This is a genomic window from Streptomyces sp. NPDC002845, from assembly GCF_053591955.1.
This window is the reverse complement of sequence record NZ_JBSFUU010000098.1, coordinates 23073-35692: the sequence shown is the minus strand read 5'-3', so window position 1 is coordinate 35692 and position 12620 is coordinate 23073. Positions and strand designations below refer to the sequence as shown.

At 68.3% G+C, this 12620-nt stretch carries 10 protein-coding genes; 7 read left to right on the top strand and 3 right to left on the bottom strand.

Features of this window, described 5'->3' with window-relative positions; genetic code table 11:
- Positions 1-155: 155 nt before the first annotated feature.
- On the top strand, positions 156-479 hold the full coding sequence (locus ACWD3C_RS41905) for a PadR family transcriptional regulator (protein ID WP_451152870.1): 324 nt from the start codon (positions 156-158) through the stop codon (positions 477-479).
- Between the two features lie 485 nt (positions 480-964).
- Here ACWD3C_RS41905 and ACWD3C_RS41900 read toward each other — a convergent pair whose 3' ends face one another.
- From ACWD3C_RS41900 to ACWD3C_RS41890, 3 genes are all read right to left on the bottom strand, one after another.
- Positions 965-1936, bottom strand: a complete 972-nt coding sequence (locus tag ACWD3C_RS41900) for an ABC transporter substrate-binding protein (RefSeq protein ID WP_451152868.1) — start codon at positions 1934-1936, stop codon at positions 965-967.
- Between the two features lie 74 nt (positions 1937-2010).
- Entirely contained in the window at positions 2011-2814 is an 804-nt protein-coding gene (locus ACWD3C_RS41895) for a formylglycine-generating enzyme family protein (RefSeq protein WP_451152866.1), read from the bottom strand.
- Positions 2815-2900: 86 nt separating this feature from the next.
- Positions 2901-5261, bottom strand: a complete 2361-nt coding sequence (locus ACWD3C_RS41890; RefSeq protein ID WP_451152865.1) for an arylsulfatase — start codon at positions 5259-5261, stop codon at positions 2901-2903.
- Between the two features lie 345 nt (positions 5262-5606).
- On the opposite strand from ACWD3C_RS41890, the gene ACWD3C_RS41885 reads away from it, so the two are divergent.
- The 6 genes from ACWD3C_RS41885 to ACWD3C_RS41860 all read left to right on the top strand — a co-directional run bounded on the left by ACWD3C_RS41885 (position 5607) and on the right by ACWD3C_RS41860 (position 12448).
- The gene (locus ACWD3C_RS41885; RefSeq protein WP_451152863.1) at positions 5607-6524 is read left to right on the top strand and encodes a LysR family transcriptional regulator; all 918 of its coding nucleotides are present in this window, start codon (positions 5607-5609) and stop codon (positions 6522-6524) included.
- 245 nt (positions 6525-6769) lie between these two features.
- On the top strand, positions 6770-7162 hold the full coding sequence (locus ACWD3C_RS41880; RefSeq protein WP_451152861.1) for a YidH family protein: 393 nt from the start codon (positions 6770-6772) through the stop codon (positions 7160-7162).
- A 95-nt stretch (positions 7163-7257) separates the two neighbouring features.
- On the top strand, positions 7258-7485 hold the full coding sequence (locus tag ACWD3C_RS41875; RefSeq protein ID WP_451152859.1) for a hypothetical protein: 228 nt from the start codon (positions 7258-7260) through the stop codon (positions 7483-7485).
- A 43-nt stretch (positions 7486-7528) separates the two neighbouring features.
- Positions 7529-9199 carry a choline dehydrogenase gene (gene betA, locus ACWD3C_RS41870; RefSeq protein ID WP_451152857.1) on the top strand — a complete coding sequence of 557 codons (1671 nt, stop codon included), beginning with the start codon at positions 7529-7531 and terminating at the stop codon, positions 9197-9199.
- 151 nt (positions 9200-9350) lie between these two features.
- On the top strand, positions 9351-10439 hold the full coding sequence (locus tag ACWD3C_RS41865; protein WP_451152855.1) for a quaternary amine ABC transporter ATP-binding protein: 1089 nt from the start codon (positions 9351-9353) through the stop codon (positions 10437-10439).
- Entirely contained in the window at positions 10439-12448 is a 2010-nt protein-coding gene (locus ACWD3C_RS41860) for an ABC transporter permease (RefSeq protein ID WP_451152853.1), read from the top strand. The genes ACWD3C_RS41865 and ACWD3C_RS41860 overlap by 1 nt, the downstream gene beginning before the upstream one ends.
- Positions 12449-12620 lie beyond the last annotated feature (172 nt).

The window sequence follows — 12620 nt, the reverse complement described above, 5'->3', positions numbered from 1 at the left end:
TGGACCGGACACGACCAGCACCACACCCGCAGCAGCCGCCTCGAACACCTCGCCTACCGGCTCACGGCCTGACTCCAGAATTGCGCAGCAGAGTCCGTGCTGCTGCCGACCGGGTTCACTCTACATATGTCGCACGACATATGTAGAGTGGCGTGATGGAGATGAAGAAGACACCTCAGCTGGAGCGGGTGCTGCGGGTTTTCCTGGAAGATCCGGCGGCTCCCCGGTACGGCTACGAGCTGATGAAGGCCGCGAAGCTGGCCAGCGGCACCCTGTATCCGATCCTGACCCGTCTGCAGGATGCGAAGCTGGTGACCTCTGAGTGGGAGACTCCGGGCGGGGAGAGGCAGCGGCCCCGCCGCTACTACAAGCTCACAGGCGATGGCGTGCGCGTCGCGCGCATGGAGCTGCAGCTTGGCCTGGACCGTGCCTCCGCCGTGTCCGACACCGCCCGACCGGCCACCGGGAGCGCCTCGTGAACGGCCGCAGGAAGCCGGGGCCGGCGCTGCGCGGAGCGAGTGATCCGTAAAGGGTGCAGGGTGCTGCCGGAAGCCGAGCGGGCCGAGCGCGAGCTGGAGTGGTCCGCGAGGAGATCGCTGACGCTCCCCGCTCTCGGGTCTCACGGGCGGTCCGCGTCCTCTGGTTCGCGCTGAGCCTGCTGCTTCACGTCCGGGCCACCCGCAGCACCGTCGTCTTCGCCGTCTTCGCCGGCACGAGGAGGGTACGGTGCGGGAGCAGGGCTGATTCGAAGTCCTGGTGATCACGGAGTACTGCCAGCCGCTCTCACCACCAAGGACGCCTCCATAGTCCGCACTTGGGTACGGCCCGGCGAACATGGCCACACCGCGGACCTCGCGGTCGAACACACTCTGCGACGCCGGCCACCGCAGCATCGCCGCCGGGCCACGGCCGATCTCCTACGGCGCCGGCGAAGAACTCGCGCTCGGCGTCGCGTTCGTGGGTTCTAGCCGAGCCAGGCCTTGACCTTGTCGGGGTTCGCCTCGATCCACTTCTTCGCCGCTGCCTCCGGTGTCATCTTGTCGAGTGCGATGTACTTGGCGACGGTGTTCTGGTCGTCGTTGGTCCACTTGAAGTTCTTCACCAGGTCGTAGGCCGGGCTGCCGGACTTGGCGAACTTCGTGCTGACGATCTTGTCGAGGTCGAACACGGGGTAGTCGCAGGCGACCTTCGCCTTGTCGGCGTCGCAGCCTTCGGTGTGCTCGGGCAGGTCGATCTTGACCAGTGGTACCTCGGACAGGAACCACTGCGGCTCGTAGAAGTAGCCGATCACCCACTTCTTGTTCTTCTCGGCGTTCCGGAATGCCTGGATCAGCGCGGTCTCGCTGCCCGCGTACACCACTTTGAAGTTCAGCTTGAGGTTCTTCGCCAGGGCCTCGTCGTTGGTCTGGTACGACGGGTCGCCGTCCAGGAGCTGGCCCTTGCCGCCCGATTCGGAGGTCTTGAAGTTCGCGGCGTACTTGTTGAGGTTCTTCCAGTCGGTGATGTCCGGATGCTTCTTCGCGATCCACGGGGGGATGTACCAGCCGATGATTCCCTTGTTGCCGGTCGAGCCGAGGTTCACGGCGATCTTCTGCTGGTCGATGTACTTCTTCTTCAGGTCGTCGTGGCCCCAGTTCTCCACGATGGCGTCGACCTCGCCCGTCTCGAAGCCCTGCCAGCTGATCTCCGCCTTCAGGTCCTTCGTGACGACCTTGCAGCCGAGTTCCTTCTCCGCGACGTGCTTGACGACCGCCGCGTTGGCCTCGTAGCCCACCCACGGGCTGACCGCGAGGTTGAAGGTGCCGCACTTGCCCGAGCCGGCGTCCGCCCCGGAGGAGTCCTCGCCGACCTTCGCCCCGCCACAGGCGGTCAGGGTGAGACCGAGTACGGCCATCCCCGCCGCGCCGGAACGCCAGTTTCCTGTTCGTGGTGCCATGGTTCTGCTCCTTGTGCTCCGGGTGTATCGCGCCGTTGTCCGAGTGGTGGAGTCGAGATCCGAGTCGACAGGGGTCACGTCATGTCCAGGGCGCACCGGAACCCGACGTTGCCGGTCGCCGAGTCGAGGAGGAGGCCCTGCCGCGCGGCGACCCGGTAGCGGCGGCAGTAGGAGGCATGGCAGAGATAGGAGCCGCCCTTGGCAACCCGCTGCCCTCCGTCGGAGGAGGGTGAGAACGGGTCCTCGCACCATTCCCAGACGTTGCCGGTGGTGTTGTACAGGCCGAAGCCGTTGGGTTCGTAGGCGTGGACCGGGCAGGTGCCGTACCAGCCGTCGGCTGTGGGGTGCCGGTGGGGGAAGTCGCCCTGCCATACGTTCATCCGGGGGCGGCCGCCCGGCTCGAACTCGTCGCCCCAGGGGAACACCTTGGCGTGCAGCCCTCCTCGGGCGGCGCGTTCCCATTCCGCCTCGGTGGGCAGGCGTTTGCCGGCCCAGGCGCTGTAGGCGTGGGCGTCGTCCCAGTCGATGTGGACGACCGGATGGTCCGCTCGGTCCTCCCAGGTGGAGTGCGGTCCGTCGGGGTGGCGCCAGTCGGCGCCCTCGACCTGTCGCCACCAGGGCGCGGCCGCCACTGCCCGGGTGGGCGGGAAGTCGTCCGGGAGCCGCCCGGCGAAGACGAACGACCAGCCGATCCGCTCGGCCGAGGTGCGGTATCCGGTGTCGGCGGTGAAGCGCGCGAACTGTTCGTTGGACACCGTGCAGGCGTCGATCCAGAAGGCGTCGACGTGCACCGTGCGCACCGGGCCTTCCCCGTCGGCCGGGTAGGCGAGGGCGTCCCGGCTGCCCATGAGGAACTGGCCGGCGGGGACGGCCACCATGCCCTCGGTGACCGCCGGGCGGACAGCGGATTGCCGGAGTCCCGGCGGCCGGCCCACGCCCCGGCCGCCGGACGGTGCGCAGCAGTTCACTGTGCCCCCATGACGCGTCGGTGCAGTCCGCCGTCGAACTCGGACGACTCGGCGCTCTGGGCGCCCAGGTCGATGCGCACCGTGTGAATGGTCCCGGTGAACTGGTTGTCGAGTACGGGGTAGTCGTCGGTGACCGGTGTGCTCAGGTCGACTCCGACGTCGAGTGTCTCGTCGAAGGAGAAGTAGTACGGGATGGTCTGATCAACCCGTGCGGTCGCCTGCTTTTCACCGTCCACCAGGAGCACGGCGGTCCCGCCCTTGCCGAGTCCTCCTCCGTCGTAGTCGAACTCGAGCCGGACCTCGTGCCGTCCCGGCGCCAGGGGCTCGCCGCCGCGCACGGTGTACAGGTTCATGCCGAAGTAGTTGTAGGCGTAGGTCGGCCTGCCTTCGGTGAAGTACAGGGTCCAGCCGCCGAACCGGCCGCCCTGCGCGATGATCACACCCTCGGCCGCTGTCTCCGGCACCTCGATGTCGGCCGTGATGCTGTGTGAGCGGTTCTTGACGTTGGGGGTGGTCTCCTCGGTGAACCGCCTCATGCCCGCGCGGTAGGTGACGGACGTCCGGTCACCGAGCAGATCGATGCGTCCGGCCACGGCGGGGTTCTCCCGCTCGGTGACCCGGTCGTCCAGGGGGAAGACCTGGTACTTCGCGGCCTCGATCAGGAACAGGTCCTGCAACCGGCGCAGCTTCTCGGGGTGTTCGGCGGCGAGGTCGTGCGCCTGGCTCCAGTCCCTGCTCAGGTCGTAGAGCTCCCAGACGTCGTCGGTGAAGCTCCGGTCCCCCTGCGGCACCATCTCCCACGGGATGCCGTGCCGGGTGACCGCCATCCAGCCGTCGTGGTAGATGCCCCGGTTGCCGCACATCTCGAAGTACTGGGTACGGCGGTGCTCGGGGGCCTGGGGGTCGGCGAGCGTCTGCTTCATGCTCGTGCCCTCGATGGGCTGCTGCGGGACCCCGTCCACGCTGAACGGCTGCGGGATTCCCGCGCAGTCCAGGATCGTCGGCAGGACGTCGATCACATGCGAGAACTGGTGACGGATCCCGCCGCGCTCGGGGACCCCCAGCGGCCAGTGCAGGATCATGCCGTCCCGGGTGCCGCCGAGGTGCGAGGCCACCTGCTTGGTCCACTGGTAGGGCGTGTTCATCGCCAGCGCCCAGCCCGCGGGGGCGATCGGGTAGCTGAGCGGGCCGCCGATCTCGTCGATGTGGTCGATCATCTCGTCCGGGTCGTCGACGACGCCGTGTCCCAACCGGTGCTCGACGATGGTGCCTTCGATGCCGCCCTCGCCCGAGGCGCCGTTGTCGCCGATGATGTAGAGGATGATCGTGTTGTCCAGCTCGTCGAGTTGCTCCAGCGCGTCGAGGAACCTGTTGAACTGCACGTCGGCGTGTTCGGTGAAGCCGGCGAACGTCTCCATGAACCTGGCCGACAACCGGCGCTGGTTGTCGGTGAGTTCGTCCCAGTGGGGAACGCCCTCGGCCCAGGGTGCGAGTTCCGTCTCCGGGGGCACGACGCCGAGTTCCTTCTGCCGTTCGAGGGTCACCTCGCGCTGCCGGTCCCAGCCGTGGTCGAACCGTCCGCGGTACTTCTCCTGCCATTCGGGGGCGACGTGCAGTGGAGCGTGCGCGGCCCCGAAGGCGAGGTAGGTGAAGAACGGCCGGCCCGGGGTCAGCGTGCGCTGGGTGCGCACCCAGTCGATGGCGTGGTCGACGATGTCCTCGGACAGGTGGTAGCCGTCCTCGGGCCGGCGGTCCGGCTCGACCGGAGTGGTGCCCTCGTACAGCAGCGGGTACCAGTGGTTCATCTCGGCACCCATGAACCCGTAGAAGGTGTTGAAACCCTCCCCGGTCGGCCAGCGGTCGAATGGTCCGACCGCGCTGATCTCCCGCGGCGGGGTCTGGTGCCATTTGCCGAAGGCGGCCGTGCTGTAGCCGTTGCCCTGCAGGATCTGGGCGATGGTCGCCGCCCTGCGCGGCCGGAACCCGTTGTACCCGGGGGCCGCGGTAGCCATCTCGGTGGTGCCGCCCATGCCGACCGAGTGGTGGTTACGGCCGGTCAGCAGGGCCTGCCGGGTCGGCGAGCACAGGGCCGTCACATGAAAGCGGGTGTACCGAAGCCCGGTGTCGGCGAGCCGGTCCGCGGCGGGCATCTCGCACGGTCCGCCGAACGCGCTGGAGCTGCCGAACCCCAGGTCGTCGACCAGCACGATCACCACGTTCGGCGCGTTCTCGGGCGGAGGGACCGGGCCGATGGGAGTGAAGGGCGTCACCTGGTCGTGGACGTCCATCGCGGTCGTCAGGGGCCGACGGGTGTCGGGCCGCGGAAGTATGTGCCGACCAGCGTCGAACTCAGTCATGTATTTCTCCGATTCGGTGCCCGGCGGGAAATGTCACACCCTTTTATCGCGGCCGAATTACCGGCGTAATGCAGCTGGACTTCAGCGGCCCCGGAATAGCCCTGCCTGCGATGCAGTCAAAGTGTCAGCCGCGGCCGAAGCCGGTCAACAAGCGTCCTGAATTTTCGTGAACCGGTTTTGAATGAGGGCAATAGAAAGCTTCTATACCGTGGCTCGGAATCCGAGCTGCGCGCAGCGCGGCGTCCCGCACGGAGGTGCGCGCAGGTGAGGCGCCGGCGCCGATGGGACGCGGGGCACGATCACGGCGCGGTGCAGGAGGTTGAGGACTAGCGATAGAAAGGTTCTATGGAACGTCGCCAGGTCGAGTACTTCCTCGCCGTAGCCGCGCACCGGAGCTTCACCAGCGCCGCCCACACCCTGCGCGTGGCGCAGCCGTCGCTGTCGCACGCGATCCGCCTGCTGGAGCGGGAACTGGGCACCCCTCTCTTCCACCGGCTCGGTCGCGGAGTCGTGCTGACTTCGGCGGGAGAGGCGTTCGTGGAGCCTGCCCGGCAGATCATGCGCGATCTGGAGACCGCTCGGTCGGTGGTGCGCACCATCGCCGGACTGGCAGGCGGCACGCTGGACATCGTCGCGCCGACGACGCTGGCGGTCGATCCGCTGGCGGACCTCGCCGGGGCCTTCCGCGGGCGCCATCCCGCGATCGACATTGTCATCGTCGAGCCACCGGACGCAGGCGCGGTCGCGGACATGGTGCGTACCGGCGAGTGCGAGTTGGGGCTGGCCGATATGAGGACGGACGGCAAGGCCGTCGAGACCTTGGAGCTGTGTCGGCAGGAGATCCTGGTGGTGGTGCCGCGGTGCGGCCGCTTTCCTCAGGTCGGACCGGTGGCGCTCGGTGAGGTGGCCCGGATGGATCTCGTGGCGACCGCGCGCGGTACCGCGACCCGGGCTCTGATGGATCAGGCGCTGGGCGGGGAGGGGGGCCGTCCACGCATCGCGGTGGAGACGGTTCATCAGGCCGCGGTCGTCCCCTTGGTGCTGGCCGGAGCGGGGGCGACGCTACTGCCGCGCTCGCTGGCCGAGGAGGCGGCGCGGCGCGGCGCGGTGGCGCTGGCGCTCCGTCCGCGTCTGGTCCGGCCGGTCTGGCTGATGTGGCGGCATGGGCCGCTTTCGCCTGCCGCGCAGGCGTTCATCGATGTGGCCCGCGAGGTTTTCGCGCGCCCGGTGGCAGTGTTGCCGGAGGGTGACAAGCAAGAGTGATTTTCTATCCCTCCAAGTGAAAGGTTCTCTCCGTTCGTCTGCCCTGGCGCATTGCCCGTGCGGATCGGGTCCGAGAGCGTAGGGCATGTCACCGGCGGCCCCTCTGGAACTCCGAAAGGAGGGTCGGAGACCGGTGTGCGCCGCATCAGAGGTGGCTCCTTGGCCCTGCCCATCCGCGTACGCCGGTTGGTCTGCGTGTGCCTGGGCCGAGGCGGCGGGCAACCGCCTGAGACGAGGATCGCAATGTGTTCGATGCGCTACGTGACCTGCCGCTCTGGTTCTCGCCGGAGCGGGTGCGGGCCGAGGGAGAGACCCTGGACTATCGCTTCTCCCTCGCCAACGAGCGGACTTTCCTGGCCTGGCTGCGCACCGCGCTGGCGCTGGTCGGCGGCGGCTTCGCCGTCGACCAGTTCCTGCCGGACCTGGCGGCCGGGTGGCGGATCGGGCTGGCGCTGGCACTGCTGGCGGCGGGTGTGCTGTGCAGCGGGCGGGCGGTGAACCACTGGGTGAAGTGCGAGCGAGCCATGCGAAAGGGCGAGGACCTGCCGCAAAGCCGGTTCCCGACGCTGATCGCGCTGATCGTGGGGCCGGTGGCGATGGCCATGATGGTCGTGGTGCTGTTCGGCTGGGCCCGGTGAGCAGCGGCCTCGCGGGCGACCCCCGTCTCGGCCGACGCGACTCCGGACAGCAACCTCAGCGGACCCGGTTGGCCTGGCCACACACCATTCCGGCCTTGCCGGCGGCAGCCGTCGCGGCGGTCCGCATGGCCCTGCTCGGCCTGGCGAGCGGGCGGAGCGCCGACGACCGCACGCGCGATCCTGCCCTGCCCGGTTTTGTCGCGGTTGCGCACCAGCGCATCCGCGCACTCGGCACGTCTCAGCCGCCGCGGCTCACCCACCGGGCGGCACTACCAAGCCAGCGCGATGTTGCGCTGACCGCAACCTATTGCGTATGGCGCTAGCTGGCATCTCTGTACATTTACGGCGCGAGCGAGGCGAGGCATCATGGCTCCTCTTCAGTACGACTTTGTGATCGTCGGCGGCGGATCGGCCGGCAGCGCACTGGCGAACAGACTCTCCGCGGACCCGGCGAACCGAGTACTGGTTCTGGAGGCCGGCCGGTCTGACTACCCGTGGGATGTCTTCATCCACATGCCGGCGGCGTTGACCTACCCGATCGGCAGCCGGTTCTACGACTGGAAGTACGAGTCCGAGCCTGAACCCCACATGGGCGGCAGGCGCGTCTATCACGCGCGAGGCAGGGTGCTGGGCGGCTCCAGCAGCATCAACGGCATGATCTTCCAGCGCGGCAACCCCATGGACTACGAACGCTGGGCGGCCGATGCCGGGATGGAGTCTTGGGACTACGCGCACTGTCTGCCGTACTTCCGGCGGATGGAGAACTGCCTTGCCGCCGAGTCGGACGATGAGTTCCGCGGTCACGACGGCCCCCTGGTCCTGGAGCGCGGCCCGGCGACCAACCCGCTCTTCGGCGCCTTCCTCAAGGCCACCGAGGAGGCGGGCTACGCGCCCACGGACGACGTCAACGGCTACCGGCAGGAAGGCTTCGCCGAGTTCGACCGCAACGTCCACCGCGGACGTCGTCTGTCGGCCTCGAAGGCGTACCTCAAGCCCGCGATGAAAAGACCCAACCTCACGGTCAAGACCCGCGCCCTCGTCACCCGCGTCCTCTTCGAGGGCAAGCGTGCCGTCGGCGTCGAGTACCGGCGCGGCCGGGGCGCGCTCCAGCAGGTCCGCGCCAGGGAAGTCATCCTGTGCGGCGGCGCGATCAACTCCCCGCAGCTGCTGCAGCTTTCCGGCGTCGGAAACGCAAAGGAGCTGTCCGCCCTCGGCATCGACATCGTGCACGACCTCCCGGGCGTCGGCGAGAACATGCAGGACCACCTGGAGGTCTACATCCAGTACGCCTGCAAGCAGCCGGTGTCCATGCAGCCGTACATGGCGAAGTGGCGCGCCCCCTTCATCGGACTGCAGTGGCTCTTCCGCAAGGGCCCGGCCGCCACCAACCACTTCGAGGCCGGCGGCTTCGCCCGCAGCAACGAGGACGTGGCCTACCCCAACCTGATGTTCCACTTCCTGCCCGTCGCGGTCCGCTACGACGGCTCATCCCCCTCAGGCGGTCACGGCTACCAGGTGCACGTGGGCCCCATGTACTCCGATGCCATCGGCTCGGTGAAGATCAAGAGCAAGGACCCGCGCGAGCACCCTGCCCTGCGCTTCAACTACCTGTCCACCGAGCAGGACCGCCGCGAGTGGGTCGAGGCGATCCGCGTGGCCCGCAAGCTCCTCAGCCAGCCCGCGCTCGCTCCCTACAACGGCGGTGAGATCTCGCCCGGGCCGACGGTGGAGACGGACGAGGAGATCCTCGCCTGGGTCGCGGAGGAGGGCGAGACCGCCCTGCACCCCTCCTGCACCTGCAAGATGGGCACCGACGAGATGGCTGTCGTCGACCCGGCCAGCATGCGGGTGCACGGGGTGGAGGGCTTGCGGGTGGTGGATGCCTCCGTCATGCCGTATGTCACCAACGGCAACATCTACGCGCCGGTGATGATGATCGCCGAGAAGGCCGCCGACCTGATCCTCGGCAAGGAGCCGCCGGCGCCGACCAAGGCCGCGTACTACCGCCACCGCGACGCACAGAAGCAGGCCGGATAGACGTGGAGCGCCGCAGGGCCCGTACAGCGGGCGAAGCCGGCCTGTCCGGACATTCGTCAGGGGGTTACCGAGAGCCCGAGCACATCTGGCAGAGCATCCGACCCCGGCCGCAGTACTGGTTCCGCGGCTGAACGCCGAAGAAAGGTCGATCGTGACCCCAATACAGACCGAGGTGCCGCAGCGGAGCGGCACGCCCCAGGATTCGGACGGCACGCCGGTCATATCCGTGCGCAAGCTGTGGAAGGTGTTCGGGCCGAAGGCCGAGCAGGTACCGGAGTCGGAGGAGCTGTGCGGGCTCAGCCGGCGCGAGCTCATGGACCGTACTGGGAACACCGCCGCGGTACGGGATGTGAACTTCGAGGTCTCGCCCGGCGAGGTGTTCGTCGTCATGGGCCTGTCGGGTTCCGGCAAGTCCACGCTGGTGCGCTGTCTCACGAGGCTGATCGAGCCCACCGCGGGTGAGATCGTCTTCGAGGGCGAGGACATCCGTGATGCGGATGCGAGGCGGCTGCGTGAACTGCGCCGCCGCAAGTTCTCCATGGTCTTCCAGCACTTCGGTCTGCTGCCCCACCGCCGCGTCGTCGACAACGTGGCGTTCGGGCTGGAGATCCGCGGCATGGGCAAGACGGAGCGCACCAAGCGGGCTCTGGAGGTCGTCGAACTGGTCGGCCTTGCCGGTTATGAGCAGTCCTATCCCGACCAGCTGTCCGGCGGTATGCAGCAGCGCGTGGGTCTGGCCCGGGCGCTGGCCGGTGATCCGGACGTGCTGTTCTTCGACGAGCCGTTCTCGGCGCTGGACCCGCTGATCCGCCGGGACATGCAGAGCGAGGTCATCCGGCTGCATCACGAGGTCGGCAAGACGATGGTGTTCATCACCCATGACCTGTCCGAGGCGCTCAAGCTGGGCGACCGCATCCTGATCATGCGGGACGGCAAGATGGTCCAGTGCGGTACCGGCGACGAGCTGGTCGGCGCCCCGGCCGATGACTACGTGCGTGAGTTCGTCAAGGATGTGCCGCGCGGCGATGTGCTGACCCTGCGGTGGATCATGCGGCCGGTCGAGGACGGCGACGAACTGGACGGCCCGGAGATGGGCCCGGACGTCGTGGTGAAGGAGGCCACCCGGGCGGTACTGGCGGCCGACAAGCCGGTCAAGGTCGTCGAGGACCGCAAGCTGCTCGGCATCGTCGGCGACGACGAGATCCTCGCGGTGGTCGCTGGGCAGGAAGGCGACATGTGATGACCGTCGCCCTGGAGGAAACAGAGAAACCGGAGAAGTCCCAAGGCGTGGAGCCAGCCGCTCCCGTCAAGAGGGTGCGCAGGGTCAGCCGATCCATGGTGGTGGCCGTGATCCTGGCCATCTGGCTGGTGCTGTTCGCCGTGTTGCGCGGCAAGCACACCCTCGCCCTGGCGGCGGCGGACCTGACCGATCTGCACCGGTGGTTCAACGACGTCAACGACTCGATCGGCGCGAACCGCAACTCCAACCCGCTGTTTCTGTACTTCTTCAACGAGATCCGCCTGGTCATCGACACCCTGGTGACCTTCGTGCAGGAGCTGATCTCCCAGCCGCCCGCGGGTCGCCCGGTGCCGCAGATCGGCTGGCTGGGCGTGGTCGGCATCGCCGGCTATGTCTCCTGGGCCGTGGGCAACTGGCGGGTCGCCCTGCTGGCGGTGGCCGGCTTCACCTTCCTGGGGCTGCAGGGGCTGTGGCAGGAGAGCATGGACACCCTGGCGCTCATCCTGTGCGCGGTGTTCGTGGCGCTGCTGTTCGCGATCCCGCTGGGGGTGTGGGCGGGACTGTCCGACCGGTTCAACCGGATCATCACGCCCTTCCTGGACTTCATGCAGACGATGCCGACCTTCGTCTACCTGGCCCCGCTGACCCTGTTCTTTCTCATCGGACCGGCCTCCGCCACGATCGCCATGCTGATGTACGCGGCGCCGCCGACGATCCGTATCACCGCGCACGCCATTCGCTCCGTACCGGAGACGACGGTCGAGGCGGCCGACTCGCTGGGCGCCACCCGGCGGCAGTCCCTCATGAAGGTGCTGCTGCCGATGTCGAAGCGGACCATGGTGATGGGCGTCAACCAGACCATCATGGCCGCCCTGGCCATGGTGACCATCGCGGCCCTGATCGACGCCCCCGGCCTGGGTAAGACCGTCGTCCAGGCCCTCCAGTCGCTCGACGTCGGCACGGCCTTCAACGCGGGCCTGGCCATCGTCGTCATGGCCATCGTCCTGGACCGGGTCACCACCGCGGCCAGCACACGCGAGGAGGCCGCCCGGAGTTCGAAGAACCGCTTCCTGACCTGGCGACGCCCGCTGCTGGCGGCGGGTGCAGCGGTCACGGCGGTCCTGGCCTATCTGTCCCACACCTATCTGTGGGCGGCGGAGTTTCCCGGCGAGGGGCGCACCGGCAGCACCATCTCGAGCATGGCGGACAGCGTGACCACCTGGGTGCAGGACAACCTCTCGGGTATCACCAACGCCTTCCGCGACGCCATCACCAACGGCCTGCTCAACCCGTTCCAGGCACTGCTCACGGACTCCCCGTGGTGGCTGGTCGGCGCGGCACTGATCGCGCTCGCAGTCGTGCTCGGCGGCTGGCGCGCCGGCATCACCACCGCGGTGTGCGTGGGCCTGCTGCTCGGCACGGGGGTGTGGTCGGACAGCATGACGACGATGGCCTCGACCCTGGTCGCCACGGTGCTCGTGATGCTGCTCGGCGTCGCCTTCGGGGTGTGGATGGGACGCAGCGCGCTGGTGGACCGGCTGCTGCGGCCGACACTGGATGCGGCGCAGGTCATGCCGCCGTTCGTGTATCTGGTGCCGTTCCTGGCGCTGTTCGGCGCGACCCGCTTCACCGCGATCGTGGCCGCCGTGGTCTACGCGACACCCGTCGCGATCAAGATCGTCGCGGACGGGGTGCGGAACGTCCCGGAGGCGACTGTGGAGGCGGCTACCTCGGCCGGGTGCAACACCTGGCAGATCATCACCAAGGTCCAGCTGCCGATGGCACGTAGCGCCCTGACCCTCGCCACCAACCAGGGCCTGATCTATGTGCTGTCGATGGTTGTTGTGGGCGGCCTGGTAGGCGCGGGCGCCCTCGGCTACGACGTCGTGGCCGGCTTCTCGCAGGGACAGCTGTACGGGAAGGGGCTCGCCGCGGGGCTGGCCATCGTCCTTCTCGGGGTTATGTTCGACCGGATCACTCAGGCAGCCGCGCGGCGTACCAGCGCATAAGGAGCACGACACCATGGCAAGGCCGGCAGGACAGTGAAGAGTCGGCGCGGCTGGCCTGGACCAGTCCGGCCCGGTCGGGACAGGAACAGGTGAGGACGCGCAGGGCGTGCAGGATCCAGGTGGTGGACCAGCCGCGGAAGGTGCCAATCTCCACCACGTCTCGGGGCGGGTC